The organism is Metabacillus sp. 113a (assembly GCF_050107635.1).
Lineage (GTDB): Bacteria > Bacillota > Bacilli > Bacillales > Bacillaceae > Metabacillus_B.
Map to the genome: position 1 here is coordinate 1 of NZ_JBNILJ010000007.1, position 22,638 is coordinate 22,638.

Here is a 22,638-nt window from a genome sequence, read left to right on the forward strand (position 1 = left end):
GAGATCGAAAGTACATGTATGACGGGCAAGAGAACTAAGTTCTCTCCCTTTATAAATTAATACCCTATCCAATTTATAAACTTGAAAACATTGTAATGAACTTTTACACAGAAAAATGGACTTGACCAAATCTTGACCGATATCCTGTGATTTCGGCCGATTTATTGCAATCTTGACCGATATCCTGTGATTTCGGCCGATTTATTGCAATCTTGACCGATATCCTGTAATTTCGGCCGATATATTGCAATCTTGACCGATATCCTGTGATTTCGGCCGATTTATTGCAATCTCGGCCGATATCCTGTAATTTCGGCCGATTTATTGCAATCTTAACCGATATTCTGTGATTCCGGTCGATATATTTAAATCTTGACCGATATCCTGTGATTTCGGCCGATTTATTGCAATCTTGACCGATATCATGTGCTTTCGGCCGATATATTGAAATCTTGACCGATATCTTGTAATTTCGGTCGATATATTTAAATCTTGACCGATATCCTGTGATTTCGGTCGATATATTGAAATCTCGGCCGATATCCTGTAATTTCGGCCGATTTTTTGCAATCTTAGCCGATATCTTGTGCTTTCGGTCGATATATTGAAATCTCGGCCGATATCCTGTGATTTCGGCCGATATATTGCAATCTTGACCGATATCCTGTGCTTTCGGCCGATATATTGAAATCTTGACCGATATCTTGTAATTTCGGTCGATATATCAAAATCTTGACCGATATCCTGTGCTTTCGGTCGATATATTGAAATCTTGGCCGATATCCTGTGCTTTCGGTCGATATATCAAAATCTTGACCGATATCCTCTAATTTCGGTCGATATATCAAAATCTTGACCGATATCTTGTGCTTTCGGTCGATTTATTGCAATCTTGACCGATATCCTGTGCTTTCGGTCGATATATCAAAATCTTGACCGATATCTTGTGCCTTCGGTCGATATATTGCAATCTTGACCGATATCCTGTGTTTTCGGTCGATATATCAAAATCTTGACCGATATCCTCTAATTTCGGTCGATATATCAAAATCTCGGCTGATTTACTAGAATTTCGGCCGATAAACCGAACTCATTACATCCGCAAACAAATCTGGGCACCTTCAAAGAAAGGTACCCAGTTACATTCTTCTATTTTTTTAAACTAGCATCAGATAACGACTGAATAGAGTCCATTAAACTGCTCCGCAATGCTTTTTTCAGGATGGCCTTGCGGCTGCGCTTACCTTTCCGCTTTTGATAGGCCCATTTTAAAACGCCGAAACACATGAACACGCCCTCCTTCTACTAAATACTATATGATATGAGGGTTGTACCATTTTTGTTCAGGCTATGAGTGGAATTTGCCATTTTAACTGAAATTTCCTCTTATTTTGCAGCCGTCAAGTAGGCAGCCAGCTGATCTGCACTCTCTTTAATCTGCTCTGGCGACATCGTCCGGACCCCTTGCGCGAGGAAGGCCGGCAGGATTTTCATGCCGGTCAGATTCGCCATCGCTTCGAACGGCTTGAGCAATTCGTTCATGCTGTATTTGTTGTAGCCGCCTGCCTGATACGCTTCCTTCGGTCCGCCGGTTGAGGTGGCAATGGCAAATTCTTTCCCGTGCAGCTTTGTCCCTTTTGCTCCATAAGCCCAGCCGTATGTCAGGACCACATCCTGCCACTCTTTTAAGATGGCCGGACTGCTATACCAGTAGAAAGGGAACTGGAAGATGATCCGGTCGTGCTTCAGCAGAAGCTCCTGTTCTTTTTCTACATCGATCTTGAAATCCGGATACGCTTCATATAGATCGTGAACGGTAATGTCTTTCTCTTGGCTAAGCCTGTTTTTCCAAGCGCGGTTGACAGTTGAAGCCTCTAGATTTGGATGTGCAGCAATGACTAATGTTTTCATCTTTATTGCTCCTTTTCATACATGATTTCAAGATCTTTCCGGCTTTCATACATGCTGTAGATGGCTTGGGCAATATTTTCAGCGGAGAAGAAGGTTCCTTCCTCTACAAAACCTTTAATGGTCAGCGTGCCGACATAGATCCCTTTTGGGCTCAGCTCTTCATGAAGGCTGTAGGCCAGGCTGCGGATTCCTGCTTTTCCGATAGCCAATGATGAATAGTCCGCGTAAGGGTAAAGCGCCAAGCCTCCGCCTGTAAGCAATAGTGCTCCTTTTTCCATGTGCGGCAAGACTTCCTGCACGCTGGCAAGGGCCCCGGCTACATTCACTTTAAAATCCTGAACGAGCTGATCGCCGGTTAATGTGGTTGGTTTGCCAGGCGTTCCTGTCGCAGCGTTGTATAAAAGGACATCGATTGCTCCAAACGTATTTACCGCTTCATTTATAGCCGATTTTAGAGAGGCAGCTGAAGAAACGTCTCCCGCAAATCCTCTCGCTTTTATCCCCTCATTATTCAGTTGATTCTCATATTTGAGCAGCGATTCCGCATTACGGGAAATCATCGCAACGTTAAAGCCTTCTTTGCCGAATTTCTTTGCTGCAGCTAAGCTGATCCCCGGTCCGGCACCAACAATTAGTATCGTTTTTTGTATCAAAATAATTCCTCCAAACATTTGTATATGCAAATGAAACAACAAAAAAATTTATTTCTCTTTTTCAAGCTTTAAGCTGGATTCATGCAGCATCCGGCTCAAATCAAGGCTGAATTCTTTTCCGAGCAGGCCGGAGTACGATTCAAAAAGCTCTTTCAGTGAAGTCCTGAACTGTTTGTAAACTTCCTCTCCATCCTCAGTTAAAGAAATCATCGATTGCTTTCCTTCCATTTTTCTCAGAACAAGCTTTTGTTTCTCAAGCTTGTCGATGAATCTCGTGCTCGTGGAAGGGGCAATGGATAATTTTTTGCACAGCTCTTTTTGAGTAATTTCAGGATGAAATTTAATCGTCATGATCATATACAGATAAGAAGGAGCCAGATCGCCAAAATCAAAGATCTCCTCTGCAAGCTTATTCATGTTTCTCGCAAAGCGGCTCGCCGTAAAGTACAGACAGTGAATGAGTACCTCTTCTTCTTGATTCATTGCATCATTCCTCTTTTCATTTGCATATACAAATTAACATGCTGGGTATTAAAAGTCAATCCTTATGGATGGTGAAAAACAGACCTCAAGACTTGCCGGAACGTGCGAAAAACCGCCTATCGTTTTACACCATTCCACTGAAAAAAGGACCCGATCAGGTCCTTTAGATAAGGATGGTTACCGCACTATACATCAGCAGCAGTGCCATCAGAACATTGAACTGCATGCGGTATTGATGCAGCACCTTCTGGAAAACGGCACCGAAAAAGGCCCAGAGGATGGTTGCCAGAAAACCGAGAAAGGCGAGGAACAGCGAGAAAAACAGATAGCTTGCCGGTGATGCATAATAGGGAAGAATAAAGGTCGAAATGACAGTAATTCCGTAAAGAATCAGCTTTGGATTGATGAATTGCAGCATCATTCCCGCTGTAAAGGAAATGTTTTTCGGGTTGGAGTTGTCCTTGCCGCCGGGTTTGCTTTTCAGGATCTGAAAGGCAAGGAACAGCATGTAAGCGGCACCAAGGATGGTCATAAAAAATTCGACCTTCGGCAGGTATGTACCAAGCAGCATGTTAAAAGAACTGCAGGCGAGCAAAATCAGGAAACAGCCAGCACCAACACCGAGACAAAATTTGAAGGTCCGCTTAAATCCGTACTGATTGGCGAACGCCATCGCCATGATGTTGTTGGGGCCCGGGGTAAAGGACGTTACGAACGCAAAAACGAGAAAAGAAACGACTGACAAAATCTTCATCCCCCTCAAGTTGTGTGTTAAAATGACTAAAACGGTCTATATAACGATTTATATTATATTGTACATTATGGACGTTATATTGTACATCAGAAAATAGGAGTGTTTTTGTGGAGGAATTAAATCTTATTCTCGCAAGAAATCTGAAAGCCATTAGAGAAGAGAAGAAATTAAGTCTGGAGAGGGTGGCAGAGCTTACGGGTGTGAGCAAAACGATGATCGGCCAGATTGAGCGGGGCGGATCGAGCCCGACCATCACGACCGTTTGGAAAATCGCAAACGGCTTGAAAATCTCTTTTTCCTCCTTAATTCACGAAAAGCAGCCGGACACGGAAGTGGTCCAGAAAAATCGCGTGAACATGCTTTCCATCGATAACGGCAGATACCGGGTCTTCCCCTACTTCCCATTTGAGGATGAGCGGCGCTTTGAAATGTACAGCGTGGAAATCGATCCGGAAGGAAATTTGGATTCAGAATCCCACAATCCCGGAACGGAAGAGTTCATCACGGTCTTTGACGGGGAGCTTACAATCCGGATAAAACAGCAGGAACACACCATCAAGTCAGGCGATTCCATTCGTTTCAAAGCTGATGTTCCACACAGTTATCACAATCTGGGTGAACAAAAAATCCGGTTGAGCATGGTGATTTATTATCCGGAATGAGTGTGCTTCTTGTCTTCGGATGAGTCCCCCGAATACCGGATCCGGTGCATGATTGAGTCAGGGCTGCTTTAAATGAGGCCCGATGAGGAAAATAGGTTTTATTATGATGTGAGGGTTAAGAAGGAGAATGGAGAACGGTGGCGTTTTCCTTTTTTATTAAACTCTGATAGATACTATTGTTGATTTTTAACGGAAATTAAGAGAACTTCCATTGTTAGAAGTCCCATAATGTTTACCCCTTTATCCCCGTCGGTTGAACATAATTAGGTACAAAATGATATAACGCTTTAAAATTCCGTCACATGATATCGCAATAACGCGATAAAGGCAGATGATAACGCTATAAACACACTAAGCGTTAATGTGAATGGCCGTGATAAAGATGCTTTTCTTCATAGAGATGATGGATTTGTAAAAGCAGTTCGACAACAGAATGCATTGCTGCAGAAATATATGAAAAAGATGGATCTTTTAGTTATTCTCGCAAGAAAATGTATAATTTAAGTTCAAGGGGGCCATTTCAACAACAGGTGATCCACCCATATTGAAACAACTATCTGTGAATGCGCTTATTTCTTTGTTGTTAAATTGACTTTGAGCAAAGATTAATGATGAACCAACAATCATAAATACAGAAATAATAATTGAAAGACGCTGGGGTATTGTTAATCTTTTAGATAATAAATTTTTTAATGTCAAATGAATTTCCCTCTCTTTTTATTATTATTCCATAATTTTACTATGTATAAAGCTCAGTTGTATAGTAATTATTTTAATTGATAGTTAAAATGAAAAAAAGCCTGTTCTTCTTTATAAAAAGCATGATAAAAACTTTGGGTATTTAATTACATTTCTTGTTCCAACTCTTTATAGCGTTGTTTTATTTCCTTTTGCTTCTAACTGGATCAGCTGCAGCAGAGCGAGCCAATTCTCTCATTCAGACTTCGAATCAGCTCTCCCTATTCATCGGACCTGCCGCAGCCGGTTTTATTGATAAGTGGGGATCTTTTCCCGTTGTTTTCGGCTCGGTCTCCATTTTCCTTCTGACAGAAAGCCTGATAATAAGAAAATTAAAGGATCCTTGACTCGAAAAGCCCGATCAGACAGCGTGGAAATCGATCCGGAAGGAAATTTGGATTCAGAATCCCACAATCCCGGAACGGAAGAGTTCATCACGGTCTTTGACGGCGAGCTTACGGTTAGGATCAAGCAGAACGAACACACGATCAAAGCAGGCGATTCCATTCGTTTCAAAGCTGATGTTCCACACAGTTATCACAATCTGGGTGAACAAAAAATCCGGTTGAGCATGGTGATTTATTACCCAGAGTGAGTTCGCCATGAAAAAAATCTAATATATGTAAGATTTTGAAAAAGCTGTCCGATGCTGGCAGCTTTTTTGTTTTTTTGTCGAACGAAAAAGTGCAGGAAATCCTTTCCTAAAATTCAGTTTACCATTAAAATAAATTTTAACGGTAAATATTATTTAAACGGGGTGGTTATTCTGCAAAATGCCAAATTAAACGAAAGCGTCGTTTCTGTAAAGCCTAAACTTTTAACGCATCGTCCATTTGTAATTGTCTGGATGACAAGTATTCTAACGGGACTCGCTTTTTCCATGTTCCTCATTTCTCAAACATGGTTCGTCATCAGCGAACTGAATGCTCCTTCCAGGCTCGGTGCTGTCATGCTGCTGATGGTCATTCCGCGGGTGCTTCTCATGGTGGTTGGAGGGGTTCTATCCGACCGGTTCAGCCGTACACGATTAATCTCGATGGTGAACGGGACCCGCGGCATCATGATCGCGGGGATGGTGGTGCTTCTCATCACCGGCCATTTGAGTTTTCTTCTGCTTTGCCTGTTTGCAGTTATTTATGGGTTTCTCGACGCCTTCTATTGGCCTGCCAATCAATCGCTGCTCCCGGTAATCCTTGAAAAAGAACACCTTCAAAGAGCCAACTCCCTCGTTCAGACATCGAACCAGCTCTCCTTATTCCTAGGTCCTGCCACGGCCGGTTTTATGATTAAATGGGGTTCCTTCCCCCTCGTTTTCGGCTCGGTTTCCCTGCTTCTTGTGGCAGGAAGCCTGCTGATTAGGAGGGTTTCAGAACCGGGGAACCACCTGCCTGAACCAAAAAAATCTCCATCAGCAGATCTGAAGGAGGGCATTGCTTATGTAAAAAGTGTTCCTTATCTCACCCTTGCGATGTTTATGTCCGTCTCTATTAATTTCTTTCTCACGGGACCGCTTACCATCGGGATTCCGCTGCTGGTCGATCAGAGTCTGAATGGTGATGTACTCTATTTGAGCTTTCTCGAAAGCTCCCTAGCAGCCGGAATGATTACCGGGGCTCTGCTGGTTGGGAGCCTGAATATACGGAAAAAGCGTCCCATCGTTTTCCTGTGGATGATTTTCCTTCTTTCTTTAAGCAATATGCTGTTGAGTGTAATGACGGAGCTGTGGCATGGAATGGCAGTTCTTCTGGTCAGTGGAGTGACACTTTCCATCTGCAACATCCTATCCCCATCACTTGTGCAGGAAATGACAGAAAATCAGATGATGGGCCGTGTTCAAAGCCTGATGGCTACTGCTTCGATGGGATTTGTCCCGCTTTCTCTTGGCACTGTAACTATCCTGCTTGGCTTCGGCTTTTCCATTCAGTCTTTGATTGTAGTCTCTGCCATTTTTATGGCTCTGTTTGCCCTGATCATTCTTTGGAAAAGCAAAACCATCCGCCTCATTGATTAAGAAACTATGGTATTCTTTTTACAACAGACTGATAGGTGGGATGGTACGTGGCGGAAATTCGATCACTTTCACTGGAAATGATGAAGATTTTATCCGATCCGCGCAGACTGCGGATTTTAAATGCAGCGTCAGAAAGACCGATGACGGTAAAACAGCTGTCAAGCCTTCTTGGGGAACAGCCTTCCCGGCTTTATTATCACGTTAAGAAGCTTGAAGAAGCAGAACTGCTTGAGATGACCGAGACGAAACAGCTCGGGAACCTTGTTGAAAAATACTACAAGACGATTAACTCAGAGAACATCATTTACCGGGGAGATCTGCAGGCGCAGGCGAGTGAGCCGGAGCTTTCCCTCGCCCTCAAGCACCAGCTCCTCTCTCCGGCCTTACAGCTTTATGAAAAATCGCTTGCTAAAATCAGGGAAGAAAAGCGAAATGGGCGTGAACTCACTGAAATGCCCTATCACGTCAATTTCAGTACGTCCAGCCGCCGGATGACCGCGAAGCAATGGAGGGAAACCACAGCTGGCCTCATCTCGGCACTTGGGGTAAAAAGAGAATCCGAAGAACCGATCCATCAGCCGTTTAAAAGCGATGAAGAAGCGGAAAAGGCCGGAACCTACCAATACGTCCTGATCAGCTACCGGATTGAAGATGCGGAGGAGCTGGGATTCATTGAAGAAAAGGAAGACTAAAAAACCCAAGCATCCGCTTGGGTTTTCCCTTTATCCGCCATTCTCTGTCCCCCACCGGTGCATCTCCTTTAGGACCGGCATCAGCGTTCTCCCTTGCTCCGTCATCGTGTACTCAACTCTTGGCGGAACGGTTTCATACGGCGTCCGGCTGATAAACCCGTCTTCCTCCAGCTCCTTTAACTGCCGGCTCATTACTTTATCGGCGACCCCGGGAAGGAGCGTGCGGATTTCACCGTACCGCATGGTGCCATCTACTCCAAGATGCCATAGGATGACTGTCTTCCACTTTCCGCCGATTTTCCTCAGTGTATATTCAATCGAGCATTTCAGCTTGCCCTCTTCATTTACCTGCATACTCTCACGTCCTTCCTTACCTTAAGGTAAGTTTCCCACAAAAAAGTGCCTTCTTACTAATTTTTTAGCGGCTGTCTATAATAAAACCATACTCATTCAAAAGGAGGAAATACAATGCTTCCATATCCAAAATCTTTTTCACATATCGGTCTTTCCGTCCCTGACCTGGACAAGGCTGTTCAATTTTACACCGAGGTTCTCGGCTGGTATGTCATCATGGAGCCGTCTGATGTAGAAAACGACGACTCTCCAGTAGGACAGATGTGCCGCGACGTGTTCGGCAATGACTGGGACAAGTTCCGCATCGCCCATCTCGCAACCGGTGATAAGATTGGCGTCGAGCTGTTTGAATTCCCGCAAAACGAAAAGCCCGAGAACAACTTCGAATTCTGGAAAACCGGCATCTTCCATTTCTGTGTACAGGACCCGGATATTGAAGGACTTGTCGAAAAAATTAAAGCACACGGCGGCAAACAGCGCATGCCGATCCGTGAATACTATCCTGGAGACAAGCCGTACAAAATGGTCTACGTTGAGGATCCATTCGGCAATATTTTTGAGATCTACACACACAGCTACGAGCTGACATATTCCCAAGGTGCCTATTAAGCAATCAGCAGTCCTTTTCCATTTGGAATCGGGCTTTTTTTTATATAAAAAAAGGGATGGCAAGAGCCGGTGTCAAAAAGATACAATGGGACTATTTTCATTTTAGGAGGCAAAGGGATGGACATCGCAATAAAAGAACTGCCTGAATATGAAGTTGCTTTTATAAGGAGGACCGGAAGCTATTTTGAGCCGCAAGAGCATTGGGGGCAGCTGATCGATTGGGCAATCAGCAATGGTTTATATCCCCCTGAACAGTCATTCATAGGAATATCATTGGACAATCCGGATACGGTTGAAAGGAATAACTGCCGCCACGACGCCTGTGTGACGATTCCGGATGGATTCGAAAAGGAGAAGCATCCTGAAATGCAATTCAAGCGGATGAATGGAGGAGATTATGCCCTCTACCCTTTTTATGACATCCCTCCAAAATTGAAGGATGCCTATCAGTTTATATACGGAGAATGGCTGGTAAAAAGTGATTACAAAGCAGATCCTGACCGGTACAATCTAGAATTTAATTTGAATAACCCATCCGAAGATCCAGAGGGAAAATGCAGAGTGGATTTATATAAACCGATAAAATAAAAATGCTCGGCCCGAATTTGGCGCCAAGCATTTTTTTAATCGTCCATTTTCACATCGGCAGCTCCGATTTCTCCACCATCAGATCATCCAGGCTTTTAAACCGGTAGCCCTCTTTCTTTAAATCCTGGATTACCTTCTCAAGTGCATCGGCGTTATCCTTTGAAACCGTATGCAGCAGCAGGACTGCCCCCGGATGGATCTGGCTCATAATGCTGTCATAGGAATAACGCCAGCCGCGCTGCGCATCGGTGTGCCAGTCTACGAATGCAAGGGACCAAAATACCGTTTGATAGCCATACTCACTCGCAAGCGAAAGGACTCTCTCACTGAAAACACCGCGGGGAGGACGCAGATAATGCGCTTCCTGTCCAGTCAGTTTTTTCACCCGCTTGCTTACGTTGTCAAGCTCTGCTTTCAAACGAGCATCCCCGACTGCGGTAAGGTCCGGATGAAACCACGAATGATTGCCGACGATATGGCCTTCCTTCGCCATCCGCTGCACTAAATCCGGCTGGCTCTCAAGAAAATGGCCGGTGACAAAAAAAGTCGCCGGAATATGCTCCTTTTTCAGCACATCGAGTACCTTCGGGGTATACCCATTTTCATAGCCGTTATCAAATGTGAGATAAATGTCTTTTTTATTCGGATTTCCCATGTAGAAGGAACCGTATTTTTCCAATAGATCCTCCCGATCCTTTTCAATCCTGGCCGGCATGTGGTTCTTGCTTTTTTCAAAGCCCCAGTTGATTGGAGCATTGGAGACGGCATAGGCAGAATTCGGGAACAGCAGCAAAATGGCGAGCACCGCACTCCACATTCTTTTGCCCATTCTGATCACTCCTTTTTAAACGCTTTGTCCTATAGGGTGTACAACCTTTTCCTAAAACATTTACATAAAAAAAGATAAATGTTGTCCCATTCTCTGCATAAAATGATGGGGAAAAGGAAAGAACGAAGATGGAGCGAAATCTAAAAGCGAGGTGCAGCATGGAGAATCTTCACTTTGATCTTCCCATTGGTTTGTTGGGAGTATGCGGAATTGCTGGTTTCCTTCTGATAATGGCAGGAGTTCGTCTTTACTCAAAAGCGGAGCGGACAAACGCCATCCCCGTTGCGTACATCGGTTTGTACCTAGCGTCTATTCCAATCCTGGACGCCGCCTCCATTGTCAAAAGGACATCAACCTTCTGGGATTTAACACAACTCGTGCTGCTGAGTGCAGCCGTCATGTGGCTTTCGTTTTATAAACCAAAAGAAAGAAGCGGCAAGGATGCCTGAATGGGGCATGCTTGCTTTTTTTCTGGCAAAAACCTTGGTCCTATATAGTTGTCTAAACCACCTAATCCTCTCTCTTTTCAAAACCTTTTCCTGAACAGGTCTAGACCAGCTATCCGACGAATGCTAAAATATGGGTAAGATCCTTTACAAGGAGGCCATCCATGGAAACGAATAAACCGCTCCTTCTTACTAACCTCACAATTTACGCTGAAGACCGCACAATTGAAAATGGCTATCTCCGCCTGAAGAATGAAAAAATAGCAGATTATGGCTCGCTTGACGGTTACTTTTTTGACGAGGCTGACTATGAGAGAGTGATTAAGCTGTCCCCGTCCTTTTCCCTCATTCCCGGCATGATTGATGTCCATGTTCACGGGGCTGGCGGGTGCGATACGATGGATGCTGTTCCCGATGCACTCAAAACCATCGCTGAGTCACTCGCTCAGGAGGGAACGACCGGATTTTTAGCAACGACGATTACGCAGGATTCCCATTTGATTGAGAAAGCGTTGAGCAATGCAGCGGAGTACATAGGGGCTGGACAGGAGCCCGGGAAAGCAGAAGTTCTCGGCGTCCATCTGGAAGGGCCGTTTATTTCCCGGAAACGGGCAGGGGCCCAGCCGCTTTCGCATATTAAAGAGCCGGATACCGAAGTGTTTAAAAACTGGCAGGAGCTTTCGAAGGGGCATATTAAGCTGGTGACTCTTGCACCTGAAGAGCCGGGAGCTCATGAGCTGATCAGACATCTGAAAGCATCAGGAGCAGTCGCCTCCATCGGTCACTCTGATGCAACATATGAACAGGTGGAGGAAGCTATTAATGCCGGTGCAGCCCATGTGACGCATCTTTTTAACGGCATGAGGGGCATTCACCACAGAGAGCCGGGGGTAATGGGAGCTGCACTGTTAAGAGATGAACTGACAGTCGAGCTGATTACAGACGGTATTCACGCCCGCCCTGAGATGATTCTGCTTGCCTACAAGCAAAAACCAAAGGAAAACGTGATCCTTATCACCGATTCGCTTCGGGCAAAATGCATGGCTCCCGGAACGTATGACCTCGGCGGGCAACATGTTACCGTTACCGAAACGAAGGCAGCTCTTGAGGATGGGACGCTGGCCGGAAGCATGTTAAAAATGAAGGATGCCCTGGTCAATTATTCGAGGTTCACCAACTGCACAATGGAAGAGCTGATCCTCGCGGTCTCCACCAATCCTGCGAGACAGCTGAATGTGCTGGACCGTAAAGGATCAATTGCTGAAGGGAAAGACGCAGATCTTGTTATATTAAACAAGGAAAAAGAAGTCGTGATGACCATTTGCCGCGGAAAAATTGCTTTTGAAAAAGGGGGAGTGGATCATGGAGATCATTGAGGTACAGGATTACGAAGAAATGAGTCAGAAAGCCGCTCAAATCATAATCAGCAAGGTGATTCATAATCCGGAAATGGTGATCGGCTTCGCTACCGGCGGCACTCCTAAAGGAACCTACCGGCATTTGATTGAGGATCATCAAAAAAACGGAACCTCCTACAGCCGGATTTCCTCGGTGAATTTGGATGAATATGCAGGACTTGAAGCGAACAGCCCAAACAGCTACCGCTATTATATGAATCATTCTCTTTTTAACCACCTTGACATCAACATGGACCAAACTCATGTCCCGAATGGAACAGCAAAACAGCTGGAAGAGGAATGCCGCCGCTATGACGGACTCATAGACGAGCTCGGAGGGGTGGATCTGCAGATTCTCGGTATGGGGGTAAACGGCCATATCGGTTTTAATGAACCGGGGACGTCATTCACCTCCCCTACTCATGTTGTAGAGCTTGCGGAATCCACGCGTAAAGCAAACGCCCGTTACTTTGAGTCGCTTGAAGACGTCCCGACTCATGCAGTAACGATGGGAATCGGAACGATTATGAAAAGCAAACACATTCTTCTGCTCGTTTCAGGAAATGAAAAAGCAGAAGCCCTCGCAAACCTGCAAAAAGGAGCGGTTACCGAGGAGGTTCCGGCGACCATCCTGAACCACCATCCACAGGTTACAGTCATTGCAGACAAACAAGCCCTATCCCAGACCTTGACACGCCGGTGAATAGAACGAGCCGTTCCCTGAGATTAAAACAGGGGACGGCTTTTTTCATGGGATGAGTTCATGTTTCGCAGGCTTTGATTCCTCCAGATATTCCCGGGAGGATTCATAAAAAAAGAACCCTAACCAGGGTTCAATCAATCATCCTTATCATCAGAAAGCTTGCCGGCTGCAAATGATGTGGCGATGGCGCTTACTAGATCTGCAAAGAAACTGAGTAATGCAATCATCCTGCACACCCCTTTTATTACTTATTATATCTTAACAGCCTTTTATCGGGTATGATTTTTGACCTTATTTTTCCAATGATCCGGTTTTTGAAGATGCTCCGGCAGTTTTGTGTTCACATCTCCTTTAGCGGAGTTCACCTGGGCCTGTGTTAGAAAAATGCTTCCGCTCAGGTTTGCACCTCTTAAATCCGCATCTCTAATATCGGCTCCGATCCAATCGATTTTTCTTAAATCGGCATCTCGCAGGTCCGCTGCAATGAGCAGGGCGCCACGATAATCGGTCCCGTTCAAGGCAGCTCCTTTAAGCTTTGCCCCTAAGCCTTCATAGCGGCGCTTTGTTTGCCTTCCTTTTCCCCGAACGAGCTGACTCGTTTTAATGAGGCTTAGATTCGCTTCTGCTCTTAATGCCTCCACGTCTGCAGCCAGAAGGTCTTTTGGAGGCAGAAAGGTCAGCTCTTCTATTTTGCGGAATACGCGCTGCAAATCAAGATATAGAGGCTCTGCTTCCCTGCGCTGCATGGCTTCTGCCACGTAGTTCAGAATTTCGTGGAGCTGCTGCATGACAGGAAATACGGCAAACATTTCCTCCATGAGGGCTGTGTCTTCCCGCCAGGACTTTCCACCATAGGTAACACTTGAAACCTTTTGTCCGGCTCCGAAGCACTCATAAACCGCACATCCGCGGAATTGCTTTTCCCTTAAATTCTGATGAATGCCGCACCGGTAATCTTCCTTTAAATGATGGCAAGGAATTCCGCCGGGTTTATCAATCGGGAAATCTGCCGATGCAGCATAAGGCAGAGCCACACAGCATAAACCGAAGCAGCTTTCGCAATCTGCTTTTAGCTGTTCATCCATCTAATGTGTCTCCTCTCAGCAAAAGGCAGGAACGCTTTCGCATCCTCGCCTTTTTTAAACACTTTATTTAAAAACCGGCTTTCTGAATTGCGCCAGTCTTTCAAGGGAGCTTTGCTCAACGTCTTTATGAAGGCTGTTCCCGTGGGAGTCCATCGTGACGACCGCTTTAAAATCTTTTACCTTCAAATGCCACATCGCTTCAGGAATCCCGAACTGCATCAGGTCAACTCCCTCAACGGATTGGATGCAGTCTGCATAATACTGTGCAGCTCCGCCGATTGCATTTAAATATACGCCTCCGTGTTCTTCCAGAGCTTTAAGCGTTTTTGCACCCATCCCGCCTTTACCGATCACGGCCCTGATTCCGAAGCGTTTCATAATATCTCCCTGGTATGGCTCCTCGCGGATGCTGGTCGTCGGGCCCGCAGCCTTAACATGCCACTGTTCATTTTCGTCCTTCAGCATGACCGGTCCGCAATGGTAAATGATTTGCCCGTTTAAATCAATCGGCGCCTCATTTTCAGAAAGGTATTTGTGAATCGCATCACGGCCTGTATACATCATGCCTGAAATTTTGACCACGTCCCCGACTTTGAGAGAGCGGATTTTTTCTTCTGTAATCGGTGCCTGCAGGATCATTTCTTCTGCCGGAATGATTTCCTCCACAGCTGCCGCTGCCTCTTTGGCAAAGTCAATCTCTTCCCCTTCTTGGTACAGCCATTCCTGAACTTCGCCGGTTTCCGGATTGATTTTCATGCCGAGCCGTCTGAAGGCCCAGCAGTTATAGGCAACGGAAACGAAAAAGCTTGCGGGAATACGGTTGATGGCGCCAGCTTTGCAGCCCAGCAGCGTCGTTTCGCCGCCAAAGCCCATCGTGCCGATTCCAAGCTTATTGGCATTTTCCATCACATACTCCTCAAGCTCGCGAAGCTCTGGAATCGGGTTTACATCCTCATTGCTTCGGAACAGCTGCTCTTTGGCAAGCTCATACCCGCTCGTCCGGTCCCCGCCGATGCCGACGCCGATAAATCCTGCACTGCAGCCCTGGCCTTGAGCCTGATAGACAGAGTGCATGACACACTTTCGGATCCCGTCCAGGTCACGGCCGGCACGGCCCAGTCCATCCAGCTCACATGGCAGGCTGTATTGGATGTTCTTGTTTTCACATCCTCCGCCTTTCAGGATCAGGCGCGCATCAATATAATCCTTCTCCCATTGCTCAAACTTGATGACAGGAGTCCCGTCACCCAGGTTGTCCCCCGTGTTATCGCCTGTAAGCGAATCAACAGAATTCGGACGCAGCTTCCCGGTCCTCGTCGCTTCCGCAATCGCCTTTTTGATGGCTTCCTTCATTTTGATCTGGTTTGCGCCAACCGGTACTTTTAATTTGAATGTCGGCAGTCCGGTATCCTGGCAGATTGGCGAAACATTTTCATCCGCCATCGCGATATTGTCCGTGATCGTGTCAAGCGACATCGCAGCGCGCGTTCCGGCGTTCTCCCCCAGTTTTGCTTGTTGAATCGCTCTTCTTACGTCCTTCGGAAGCCTGGTGGATGTCTCCACAATCAGCTCGACCATGCTCTCATAAAATCTCTCCAACCGTACTCTCCCCTTTGTGTATATGTATAGAATTCTCTAAATTTATTATACTCCTTCAGATTTAGAATTGTAAGGGGATACATTTCGGTCGGCCTGATTCATTATTTTCATAAAATTGGACAGGTATCCTCTCCTCTTTTCAGCAGCTTCATAAGATAGTGTAAAAGATTGAAGGAAGTGAAGAGATGTTCTTTCCTGACGAAAAAGAAAAAAAGCCCTCCCTCTGCATTTTTCCGGGATACAAATGGTGCGGACCGGGCTGCAGCGGACCAGGTGCCCCCATCAATGCCGTCGACTCCTGCTGTATGCGGCACGACCGATGCTTAAGCAGAGGGACCTCCAAATGCCGATGTGACCAGGCATTCCTCCACTGTCTGCGCACTCATGCGAACAGCCGCAGCCAAAGCGGACGGACAGCCGCTCTGATTTCAGATGCAATGCGGTTTAGAACGTTTTTTTCGTGCGGAGGATGGACGGGAAGGGATTAACGAGGTGCCTGAGCTTTACTGCTGTAAAGAAGGAGGGCCAGAGACAAGATGCTGTCAGCCCCCGTGCATTAACGCCTGGCAGATCAGGTGCCGGAGCTTTAGTACATCAGCGAAAGTGGGGCCAGGCACCGTGCCTGGCCCCTGCTGCTTTAACGCAGAGCGGGCCAGAAGGCCTGTGCTTCTGAAATCAGGCAGGAGAATGGATTGGCGAGATGGTGCCGGAGCTTTAATCCTTTATCAGAGCGAGGGACAGACCCCTTGCCAAAACACGTTATACGGACTAATCCTTTCTCATCCGCTATACAAAAAGTCAATCCGTACTGCGGTTATTTCTCCCCCACTCACATAACTGTTCCAAAACAGGCAATAGACTTTCTGCTTTAGGCTTGAGACTGTACTCAACTTTAGGGGGAATTTGAGGATACTCTTTCCGCATGATCAGACCCTCTGCTTCCAATTCTTTAAGCTGTGAGCTCAGGGTTTTAAAGGTAATAGAACCTATTTGTCTTTTCATGTCATTAAAGCGAACGGGCTGATTTTCAGCCAGCAAGTAAAGAATAAGCATTTTCCACTTGCCGCCAACGACTGACATCGTATACCCAAAAGGGGTCTCCTGGATATTCCCCTTTTCTTTATAGTCGTCCATCCCCATATTGGCACTATCCTCTCTGATAGTAGCTATCATTAATGTGCGTACTGTTTTTTTCTTTTTTTCCATTCTATACTTACCTTGCATTGAAATAAAGGAGGAGAAAAATTAATGGCTACTGTCAAAACCTACAATCATAATCTTTGGGATCATGGCATATCTCAAGGGTACAACGTCAACGACACGATCTACATTTCAGGGCAATTTTCCCACAATAACGAAGGGAATTTCGTTGGTGAAGGGAATATTGAAGCACAAACTCTTCAGACGCTTAAAAATCTAGACCGGGTACTGGAAGGATTCGGTGTAACGAAGTCCAATCTCGCTTATGTGGAGATCTTTTTGACCAATCCGCAAGAACATTTCGAGCCAGTCCTGGAACGGTTTAAGGAATACATTGGAGAACATCGTCCTGCCGGCAGCTGTATAGGTGTGACCTACTTGGCCTTCCCGGAGCAATTGATTGAAATCAGTGCTGTCGCGCACACCGATTAAAGAGCTACACTCCCGGCTGACGGCTCTTTCACTCCTCTTCCTCCAGTTCCCGGTTCATTCTATAAGAGCGTTTCAGCGAAATATAGCTTGAGAAGGACATGAGGAGCGAAGCGCTAACAAGGATGACGGCAATATCTGTCCATTCTTCCATTGTGTCCGGAATACCGATTAACACACTATAGATTCCAAGAAAAATAAAGACGAAGATAAAAAGTTTTTGGAGGATCAGCATTTTTTCCTTTGCAAACCGTTTTTCGGTCGTAACGTCGGTGTATTCGATGCCGGATAAGATGTATCTGCCACACACATAGAAGGAGAAAATCCCGATGCCTCCTCCTGCTGCCAGCTCCACGTCTGAATTCCAGCCAGGAAAGATTTGGGCTGCGGCTATAAGCGCAATCAAATAGAACAAAAGCAGAATTGAAGATTCTGATAAAAATTGCATAATTTTTCTCTCTTTGTACTCGTCATCCGGCAGCAGAAAAGAAATCCATGATTTCACTGTTATTCAACCTCCCAAAATAAATCATCCAGCGTTTTGCCTAATGCTTTGGCAATGGCCATGCAAAGCTGGAGGCTTGGATTGTATTTTCCTTTTTCAATCAGACCAATTGTCTGGCGGGTCGCTTGAACTTTTTTGGCTAATTGCTCCTGGGTTATCCCGAGAGCTGCTCTTTCTCTTTTTATATGATTTTTCATCGCTCCACCCAACGTAAGATATATTTTGCATTATGCAATTTATATCTTACATCCCCAAAGATGATTTGTAAATTAAAAGCCGCTGTAAGTCAGCGGCTTTTTCTGCACGGGTTTTGGCAAACTTCAGCTTTGCCAGCGTGGATGAAGATGGATACTAAAAAAGATGGCCCCCCTTTACAATAAAGAAACATCATCGTACTTGACAAAGGGGACAGATAGAATTGGCACTGATCTTTTCTATTTTTATCTAAAGCGAATGCACTTTGCTTGCCAAAACAGCAAGGGCAATCGAACCTTTTAATCCGGCAAAGTCATTTAGCGCCGGCGGGACGATGTACGTTTCGAGATCATCCAGGAAGCTGTTTTGTAAATAACCGTTCATATAAATTTTGAATTTCTCTCGGATGAGCGGGAACAGCTGCTGCTGCTTCATGACGCCGCCTCCCAAGATCATTCGTTTCGGGCCGAATATTAAAGCATAGTTTACTAGAGCCTGAGCGATGTAATCTGCTTCGAGTTCCCATACTTCCAGGCGGTCAACAAGCTCGGTTCCCTTCTTTCCCCACCTTTTTTCAATAGCAGGGCCTGCAGCCAGGCCTTCAAGGCAATCTCCATGGTACGGACAAAGCCCTTGGAAGGAGTCAGATGGATGGCGACGGACCAGGATATGGCCCATTTCCGGATGGTTCATGCCATGAAGGACTTTACCGTCCACGACAGCTCCAACCCCGATTCCTGTTCCGACAGTCATGTACATGCAGCTGTCCAGCCCTCTAGCTGCACCCCATGTAAGCTCCCCCAGTGCGGCTGCGTTTACATCTGTGTCAAATGCCGCCGGCACATTTAATTCCTTTTGCAGGGTTGAAAGAAGCGGAAAACCAGCCCATTTTACTTTAGGGGTTGTTGTAATGTTTCCATAAGATGCACTGGCCGGGTTTAAGTCAGCCGGACCGAATGTCCCAACTCCCAATGCATTAATTGTAAATTTCGAAAAAAATGCAAATACCTGTTCAAGCGTCTCTTCCGGTGTGGACGTCGGAATCGAGCAATGTTCGATGATTTCCCCTTCTCTTGAACCGACTCCGCAAACAAATTTCGTTCCTCCTGCTTCAATAGCACCGATCAGCATTCCAGCTCAATCCCCCTTAATTATCAATCTTTTACACGTGAGAAACGATCAGCTCCAGCTTCCCGCTCATCTGAAACTCCCCAAACCCGTTCGGAAGAAGAATGTGATCCCCCTTCTTTACTTCATACGTTTCTCCTGCATGAACAAGGCTTCCTTCCCCTTCAATGACGCTGCAAAGCAGAAAGGGCTGGTCCTGGATAAAATCAGCTGTTCCATCAATCTCCCATTTATAAACAGTGAAATAGTTTTCCTTAACGTATTGGATGATTTTTTTCCCGGCTGACTCCTCGGTTTTCATGGTTACAGAAGCAGAATCATGCGGAACGGTAATGACGTCCTTTGATTTTTCCAAATGCAGCTCGCGCAGATTTCCTTCTGCATCCTTCCGGTCATAATCATACAAACGGTAGGTTGTGTCCGAATTTTGCTGGGTTTCAAGGACCAGTGTTCCTTTGCACAGGGCATGAACGGTTCCGCTTGGAACGTAGAAGAAATCGCCTTTTTTGATTTTAACGCGGCGGAGAAGCTCGTCCCACTTCCCTTCATCAATCATTGTGTCAAGCTCGCCTTTTGTCTGGGCATGGTGGCCGAATATGAGTTCCGCGTCCTCATCACAATCAATGATGTACCAGCATTCAGTTTTTCCAAGCTCCCCGTTTTCGTGCTCTTTCGCGTAAGCGTCATTCGGATGAACCTGAACAGACAGGTCGTTGTTTGCATCCAGAATTTTTGTCAATAAAGGAAAGCGGTCTCCTTCAAAGTTCCCGAAGATTTCGCGGTTGTGCTCCCATAGCTCTCCCAGTGATTTTCCTTTATACTGCCCGTTCGCCGCGACACTTTGACCGTTTGGATGAGCGGAAAAGGCCCAGCATTCTCCCGTTTCTTCCGAGGGCAGGTTATAGCCGAACGAAGAAAGGCTTGTCCCGCCCCATATTCGCTCTTTAAAAACCGGTGTAAAATAAATTGGCTGCATGGCCATTATGTAACTCTCCTATCATTGATGCTGTGTATTTCTTCCCTTATTTTACACATTTATCCGCTAAACTGGTAGACTTCTTCCTCTATCAAAAAAAGATCACCTCAGCAGATGATCTTTACTCTTCTTCTTTATCCCAATCCTTTTTAAACCGGTCAAATTTCACTTCCAGATCGTCGAGCATTTGGATCAGGCGGTCTACGTCTTCTACATCTGTCGACTCCGGATCCATGGAATCGATGACCTCCATGAACATATTCAGGCGGTTTTTTAAATAGTTTATTTGTGAGTCTTTATCTTTTGCTGCATTTCCCATCTCGGCTCTCTCCTTTCACCGTTATCATGGTAGCGGATTTAAGCGGAATTGACAACTTTCCTTTATGCACGTATTCATGGATTCATGATAAGATGGAGATTGTGATTTTATTTAAGGAGTTTTGTTGATGAGTACTACTCACAGTTTACCCCCTATTACCCCTTCCTACGACCCGTGGGAAGCTTATATGGACATAGAACAATATGGAAAGCCGATGCTGACAAACATAGAATTTACGACAACAACGCTTTGCAACATGCGCTGCGAGCATTGCGCGGTAGGCTACACGCTGACACCGAAGGATCCGAATGCTCTTCCGCTTGATCTGCTCATCCGCAGGCTGGATGAGATTCCGAATTTGCGTTCATTCAGCATTACCGGCGGAGAGCCGATGATGTCGATGAAGTCCGTGAATAACTATGTAGTTCCGCTCTTAAAGTATGCACATGAACGCGGTGTGCGCACTCAGATTAATTCAAACCTGACGCTTGATTTGGCGAGATATGAGAAAATCATTCCGTATCTGGACGTTCTGCACATTTCCCACAACTGGGGAACGATGGAGGACTTTGCGGAGGGCGGTTTTGCCATGATGGAAAAAAAACCGACCTTTGAACAGAGGGCAAAATATTTTGACCGGATGGTTGAAAACAGCCGGGCGCTTGTTGCTGCAGGCGTCACCGTATCCGCTGAAACGATGCTGAATAAACGGACCCTTCCTCATCTGGAAAAAATCCATAAGCAGATTACAGAGGAAATGCATTGCCAAAGGCATGAAGTGCATCCCATGTACCCAAGTGACTTTGCGAGCGCACTTGAAACTCTTTCATTGGAGGAGACACGCCAGGCCATCCATCATCTGCTGGATGTACGGAATGAAGATGTGTGGATGCTGTTTGGAACCCTTCCTTTTTACGCCTGCAGTGATTCAGAGGAGGACCTTGAATTAATGCGGAAGCTTCGTTCATCTAAAAATGTGACGGTTCGGAATGACCCTGACGGACGCTCCCGTCTGAACGTGAACATCTTCACGGGCGAAGTCATAGTAACCGATTTCGGCGATACACCGCCGCTCGGCAATATACAGACAGCTACACTTGAAAGTGCCTATGAGAAGTGGTCTGAATCCACAGTCGCAAAGTCACTTAGCTGCCATTGCCCAAGTGTGCAGTGCCTCGGGCCGAACATTTTGGTCAAAAACAGCTACTATGCGAATGAAGATTTCACGAAAAAGAAAGCGAAACTGTAGAGCCAAGAGGCTCTGCAGTTTTTTGTTGGCCGCATGCGGGCGAAAGGGCGTTATGGCGAATAAAGTCGACTGGATCATATTCGACCATAACTGGATTGCAATCGACAAAGTCTGGATCGTATTCGACAATAACTTGATTGCAATGCAAAGTCCGGATCATATTCGACAGAGCCCTTTGTCAATCGGCAGAATCCCGCTTGTATACGGCAAAAACTACGCCTAGCCCGCACAGCAATTCAAGTCTTGATCAGCCAGTTATCTTGGCACGTCCGAGACCATGTATCCAAATGACAGGTGATCCTGTACCGGGATCCACGCTCCAATTCCCTGGGACGTAATGTTTTTCACATTGATTTTCCGCTTGTTGCCTTTCAGCTCAAGGTAGACCTCCCCATACGTGACCTTTCCTTTTTCACTGATCGCTGGAGCGTAGGCGTAGAGGTATCCCATCTTTTTCACCGGCACATTGTAAACCTGATCTTTTTTCGTTCCGGCCCCGACAATCGTTTCAAATGACAGCGGCAGGTTGGTTTTCTTCATAGCCTCAAGAAGCATCATATTCTTTACATCTTCCATTTCCGGTACATTGGCGGTAAGGCCGCCTTTTATTTTTTTCTGGTCGTTTTGCTTGTAATGGATTTGCGCTGCGGCTTTCCCGCCGCGGTTGTCTGAAAGGTTAGAGTTGATGCGCTGATATTCCCAGTTAGGGGTAGTCTCCCTTGATTCATAGTTCAGCGCCCAGTGGCCAAGGTAAATTGTCGCCCGATAGCCGACGGCAAGCGGTGAATCAGAAATGGCAGTTTCGTTCAGCTGCTTGATTAGATTCGGGTTCTCAATAGGAACGGCCGAAGATTCCGCAAGCTCCCTTGCCAGCTCGCTCGGCTGCAGGTAGGGAAGATCTTGAGCAGGATTCGGGTATGTGTTCTCCTTTGAAATGTCCAGGACTGAGGAAGGGATTTTAGTTTTCGCTGCAGTTGAGGTCATATAGATGCTCGAAAAACACACGGATAATAGCACAGCGATACAAATTGAAAGTTGTTTTCTTTTCATGGATAAATCTCCTTCCGGCTTTGTTTCCCATAGTTTTTTCTGGCAACCACCCGTTTATCCGTGTTTCGAGAAA

Annotated in this window: 26 protein-coding genes and 1 pseudogene; 12 read left to right on the plus strand and 15 right to left on the minus strand. The window is 45.9% G+C overall.

Annotation, left to right across the window (positions count from 1 at the left end):
- Window positions 1-1,386 precede the first annotated feature (1,386 nt).
- From ACQCVE_RS12040 to ACQCVE_RS12055, 4 genes are all read right to left on the minus strand, one after another.
- Window positions 1,387-1,911 carry an NAD(P)H-dependent oxidoreductase gene (locus ACQCVE_RS12040; protein WP_426862979.1) on the minus strand — a complete coding sequence of 175 codons (525 nt, stop codon included), beginning with the start codon at window positions 1,909-1,911 and terminating at the stop codon, window positions 1,387-1,389.
- A gap of 2 nt (window positions 1,912-1,913) precedes the next feature.
- Window positions 1,914-2,564 carry an SDR family NAD(P)-dependent oxidoreductase gene (locus tag ACQCVE_RS12045; protein WP_426862980.1) on the minus strand — a complete coding sequence of 217 codons (651 nt, stop codon included), beginning with the start codon at window positions 2,562-2,564 and terminating at the stop codon, window positions 1,914-1,916.
- Between the two features lie 48 nt (window positions 2,565-2,612).
- A complete protein-coding gene (locus ACQCVE_RS12050; protein WP_426844672.1) occupies window positions 2,613-3,047 on the minus strand; it encodes a MarR family winged helix-turn-helix transcriptional regulator in 435 nt (144 codons plus the stop codon).
- A gap of 163 nt (window positions 3,048-3,210) precedes the next feature.
- Window positions 3,211-3,792, minus strand: coding sequence for a LysE family transporter (locus ACQCVE_RS12055; protein WP_426844902.1), 582 nt, complete (start codon window positions 3,790-3,792; stop codon window positions 3,211-3,213).
- Between the two features lie 116 nt (window positions 3,793-3,908).
- Between ACQCVE_RS12055 and ACQCVE_RS12060 the strand changes: the two genes are divergently transcribed.
- The 4 genes and pseudogenes from ACQCVE_RS12060 (at window position 3,909) to ACQCVE_RS12075 (ending at window position 7,904) form a co-directional block, all read left to right on the plus strand.
- Complete coding sequence (locus ACQCVE_RS12060; protein WP_426862981.1) at window positions 3,909-4,463, plus strand: helix-turn-helix domain-containing protein; 555 nt, start codon at window positions 3,909-3,911, stop codon at window positions 4,461-4,463.
- A 1,105-nt stretch (window positions 4,464-5,568) separates the two neighbouring features.
- Window positions 5,569-5,796 (plus strand): annotated as a pseudogene (locus ACQCVE_RS12065) (cupin domain-containing protein); the annotation flags it as partial.
- A 66-nt stretch (window positions 5,797-5,862) separates the two neighbouring features.
- Window positions 5,863-7,212, plus strand: coding sequence for an MFS transporter (locus tag ACQCVE_RS12070; RefSeq protein ID WP_426862982.1), 1,350 nt, complete (start codon window positions 5,863-5,865; stop codon window positions 7,210-7,212).
- 47 nt (window positions 7,213-7,259) lie between these two features.
- On the plus strand, window positions 7,260-7,904 hold the full coding sequence (locus tag ACQCVE_RS12075; protein ID WP_426862983.1) for an ArsR/SmtB family transcription factor: 645 nt from the start codon (window positions 7,260-7,262) through the stop codon (window positions 7,902-7,904).
- A 30-nt stretch (window positions 7,905-7,934) separates the two neighbouring features.
- Here ACQCVE_RS12075 and ACQCVE_RS12080 read toward each other — a convergent pair whose 3' ends face one another.
- On the minus strand, window positions 7,935-8,258 hold the full coding sequence (locus ACQCVE_RS12080) for a winged helix-turn-helix transcriptional regulator (RefSeq protein ID WP_426844676.1): 324 nt from the start codon (window positions 8,256-8,258) through the stop codon (window positions 7,935-7,937).
- Between the two features lie 114 nt (window positions 8,259-8,372).
- Between ACQCVE_RS12080 and ACQCVE_RS12085 the strand changes: the two genes are divergently transcribed.
- Together ACQCVE_RS12085 and ACQCVE_RS12090 are read left to right on the plus strand one after the other, a co-directional pair.
- Window positions 8,373-8,867 carry a lactoylglutathione lyase family protein gene (locus tag ACQCVE_RS12085; protein ID WP_426844677.1) on the plus strand — a complete coding sequence of 165 codons (495 nt, stop codon included), beginning with the start codon at window positions 8,373-8,375 and terminating at the stop codon, window positions 8,865-8,867.
- 117 nt (window positions 8,868-8,984) lie between these two features.
- Complete coding sequence (locus ACQCVE_RS12090) at window positions 8,985-9,455, plus strand: AraC family transcriptional regulator (RefSeq protein WP_426862984.1); 471 nt, start codon at window positions 8,985-8,987, stop codon at window positions 9,453-9,455.
- Window positions 9,456-9,504: 49 nt separating this feature from the next.
- Here the strand turns inward: ACQCVE_RS12090 and pdaA are convergent, their stop codons facing one another.
- On the minus strand, window positions 9,505-10,284 hold the full coding sequence (gene pdaA / locus ACQCVE_RS12095) for a delta-lactam-biosynthetic de-N-acetylase (RefSeq protein WP_426862985.1): 780 nt from the start codon (window positions 10,282-10,284) through the stop codon (window positions 9,505-9,507).
- A 128-nt stretch (window positions 10,285-10,412) separates the two neighbouring features.
- Between pdaA and ACQCVE_RS12100 the strand changes: the two genes are divergently transcribed.
- From ACQCVE_RS12100 to nagB, 3 genes are all read left to right on the plus strand, one after another.
- Complete coding sequence (locus ACQCVE_RS12100) at window positions 10,413-10,733, plus strand: hypothetical protein (RefSeq protein ID WP_426844683.1); 321 nt, start codon at window positions 10,413-10,415, stop codon at window positions 10,731-10,733.
- A 161-nt stretch (window positions 10,734-10,894) separates the two neighbouring features.
- On the plus strand, window positions 10,895-12,106 hold the full coding sequence (nagA, locus tag ACQCVE_RS12105) for an N-acetylglucosamine-6-phosphate deacetylase (protein WP_426862986.1): 1,212 nt from the start codon (window positions 10,895-10,897) through the stop codon (window positions 12,104-12,106).
- Entirely contained in the window at window positions 12,093-12,830 is a 738-nt protein-coding gene (gene nagB / locus ACQCVE_RS12110) for a glucosamine-6-phosphate deaminase (RefSeq protein WP_426862987.1), read from the plus strand. Before nagA ends, nagB begins: the two co-directional genes overlap by 14 nt.
- Before the next feature lie 269 nt (window positions 12,831-13,099).
- Here the strand turns inward: nagB and ACQCVE_RS12115 are convergent, their stop codons facing one another.
- From ACQCVE_RS12115 to ACQCVE_RS12125, 3 genes are all read right to left on the minus strand, one after another.
- Entirely contained in the window at window positions 13,100-13,915 is an 816-nt protein-coding gene (locus tag ACQCVE_RS12115; protein WP_426862988.1) for a pentapeptide repeat-containing protein, read from the minus strand.
- Window positions 13,916-13,978: 63 nt separating this feature from the next.
- Entirely contained in the window at window positions 13,979-15,514 is a 1,536-nt protein-coding gene (locus ACQCVE_RS12120) for a fumarate hydratase (RefSeq protein WP_426862989.1), read from the minus strand.
- Between the two features lie 798 nt (window positions 15,515-16,312).
- On the minus strand, window positions 16,313-16,654 hold the full coding sequence (locus ACQCVE_RS12125) for a winged helix-turn-helix transcriptional regulator (protein WP_426844903.1): 342 nt from the start codon (window positions 16,652-16,654) through the stop codon (window positions 16,313-16,315).
- A gap of 108 nt (window positions 16,655-16,762) precedes the next feature.
- On the opposite strand from ACQCVE_RS12125, the gene ACQCVE_RS12130 reads away from it, so the two are divergent.
- Window positions 16,763-17,146, plus strand: coding sequence for a RidA family protein (locus tag ACQCVE_RS12130; protein WP_426844688.1), 384 nt, complete (start codon window positions 16,763-16,765; stop codon window positions 17,144-17,146).
- A gap of 28 nt (window positions 17,147-17,174) precedes the next feature.
- Here ACQCVE_RS12130 and ACQCVE_RS12135 read toward each other — a convergent pair whose 3' ends face one another.
- From ACQCVE_RS12135 to ACQCVE_RS12155, 5 genes are all read right to left on the minus strand, one after another.
- Window positions 17,175-17,648 (minus strand): DUF3278 domain-containing protein, encoded by a 474-nt coding sequence (locus ACQCVE_RS12135; protein ID WP_426862990.1) that lies wholly within the window; start codon window positions 17,646-17,648, stop codon window positions 17,175-17,177.
- 2 nt (window positions 17,649-17,650) lie between these two features.
- Window positions 17,651-17,845 (minus strand): helix-turn-helix transcriptional regulator, encoded by a 195-nt coding sequence (locus tag ACQCVE_RS12140; protein ID WP_426844691.1) that lies wholly within the window; start codon window positions 17,843-17,845, stop codon window positions 17,651-17,653.
- 247 nt (window positions 17,846-18,092) lie between these two features.
- On the minus strand, window positions 18,093-18,974 hold the full coding sequence (locus tag ACQCVE_RS12145; RefSeq protein WP_426862991.1) for an ROK family protein: 882 nt from the start codon (window positions 18,972-18,974) through the stop codon (window positions 18,093-18,095).
- A gap of 31 nt (window positions 18,975-19,005) precedes the next feature.
- Window positions 19,006-19,953: a mannose-6-phosphate isomerase, class I gene (manA, locus tag ACQCVE_RS12150; protein WP_426844693.1), complete on the minus strand. Its 948-nt coding sequence runs from the start codon at window positions 19,951-19,953 to the stop codon at window positions 19,006-19,008.
- A 115-nt stretch (window positions 19,954-20,068) separates the two neighbouring features.
- Window positions 20,069-20,266: an SE1561 family protein gene (locus tag ACQCVE_RS12155; protein WP_426844694.1), complete on the minus strand. Its 198-nt coding sequence runs from the start codon at window positions 20,264-20,266 to the stop codon at window positions 20,069-20,071.
- Window positions 20,267-20,393: 127 nt separating this feature from the next.
- Here ACQCVE_RS12155 and yfkAB point away from each other — a divergent pair, with 127 nt between their 5' ends.
- Window positions 20,394-21,515 carry a radical SAM/CxCxxxxC motif protein YfkAB gene (gene yfkAB / locus ACQCVE_RS12160; RefSeq protein WP_426862992.1) on the plus strand — a complete coding sequence of 374 codons (1,122 nt, stop codon included), beginning with the start codon at window positions 20,394-20,396 and terminating at the stop codon, window positions 21,513-21,515.
- A 52-nt stretch (window positions 21,516-21,567) separates the two neighbouring features.
- Window positions 21,568-21,738: a hypothetical protein gene (locus ACQCVE_RS12165; protein WP_426862993.1), complete on the plus strand. Its 171-nt coding sequence runs from the start codon at window positions 21,568-21,570 to the stop codon at window positions 21,736-21,738.
- Between the two features lie 32 nt (window positions 21,739-21,770).
- Here the strand turns inward: ACQCVE_RS12165 and ACQCVE_RS12170 are convergent, their stop codons facing one another.
- A complete protein-coding gene (locus ACQCVE_RS12170; protein WP_426844697.1) occupies window positions 21,771-22,565 on the minus strand; it encodes a YfkD family protein in 795 nt (264 codons plus the stop codon).
- Window positions 22,566-22,638: the final 73 nt, after the last annotated feature.

What these genes read in the sequence shown, in the direction of transcription:
- ACQCVE_RS12040 (WP_426862979.1), bottom strand. Translation starts at nt 1,911, where the DNA reads ATGAAAACATTAGTCATTGCTGCACATCCAAATCTAGAGGCTTCAACT.
- ACQCVE_RS12050 (WP_426844672.1), bottom strand. Translation starts at nt 3,047, where the DNA reads ATGAATCAAGAAGAAGAGGTACTCATTCACTGTCTGTACTTTACGGCG.
- ACQCVE_RS12080 (WP_426844676.1), bottom strand. Translation starts at nt 8,258, where the DNA reads ATGCAGGTAAATGAAGAGGGCAAGCTGAAATGCTCGATTGAATATACA.
- ACQCVE_RS12085 (WP_426844677.1), top strand. Translation starts at nt 8,373, where the DNA reads ATGCTTCCATATCCAAAATCTTTTTCACATATCGGTCTTTCCGTCCCT.
- ACQCVE_RS12090 (WP_426862984.1), top strand. Translation starts at nt 8,985, where the DNA reads ATGGACATCGCAATAAAAGAACTGCCTGAATATGAAGTTGCTTTTATA.
- pdaA (WP_426862985.1), bottom strand. Translation starts at nt 10,284, where the DNA reads ATGGGCAAAAGAATGTGGAGTGCGGTGCTCGCCATTTTGCTGCTGTTC.
- ACQCVE_RS12100 (WP_426844683.1), top strand. Translation starts at nt 10,413, where the DNA reads ATGGAGCGAAATCTAAAAGCGAGGTGCAGCATGGAGAATCTTCACTTT.
- nagA (WP_426862986.1), top strand. Translation starts at nt 10,895, where the DNA reads ATGGAAACGAATAAACCGCTCCTTCTTACTAACCTCACAATTTACGCT.
- nagB (WP_426862987.1), top strand. Translation starts at nt 12,093, where the DNA reads ATGGAGATCATTGAGGTACAGGATTACGAAGAAATGAGTCAGAAAGCC.
- ACQCVE_RS12115 (WP_426862988.1), bottom strand. Translation starts at nt 13,915, where the DNA reads ATGGATGAACAGCTAAAAGCAGATTGCGAAAGCTGCTTCGGTTTATGC.
- ACQCVE_RS12125 (WP_426844903.1), bottom strand. Translation starts at nt 16,654, where the DNA reads ATGGGGATGGACGACTATAAAGAAAAGGGGAATATCCAGGAGACCCCT.
- ACQCVE_RS12130 (WP_426844688.1), top strand. Translation starts at nt 16,763, where the DNA reads ATGGCTACTGTCAAAACCTACAATCATAATCTTTGGGATCATGGCATA.
- ACQCVE_RS12140 (WP_426844691.1), bottom strand. Translation starts at nt 17,845, where the DNA reads ATGAAAAATCATATAAAAAGAGAAAGAGCAGCTCTCGGGATAACCCAG.
- ACQCVE_RS12145 (WP_426862991.1), bottom strand. Translation starts at nt 18,974, where the DNA reads ATGCTGATCGGTGCTATTGAAGCAGGAGGAACGAAATTTGTTTGCGGA.
- manA (WP_426844693.1), bottom strand. Translation starts at nt 19,953, where the DNA reads ATGGCCATGCAGCCAATTTATTTTACACCGGTTTTTAAAGAGCGAATA.
- ACQCVE_RS12155 (WP_426844694.1), bottom strand. Translation starts at nt 20,266, where the DNA reads ATGGGAAATGCAGCAAAAGATAAAGACTCACAAATAAACTATTTAAAA.
- yfkAB (WP_426862992.1), top strand. Translation starts at nt 20,394, where the DNA reads ATGAGTACTACTCACAGTTTACCCCCTATTACCCCTTCCTACGACCCG.
- ACQCVE_RS12165 (WP_426862993.1), top strand. Translation starts at nt 21,568, where the DNA reads ATGGCGAATAAAGTCGACTGGATCATATTCGACCATAACTGGATTGCA.
- ACQCVE_RS12170 (WP_426844697.1), bottom strand. Translation starts at nt 22,565, where the DNA reads ATGAAAAGAAAACAACTTTCAATTTGTATCGCTGTGCTATTATCCGTG.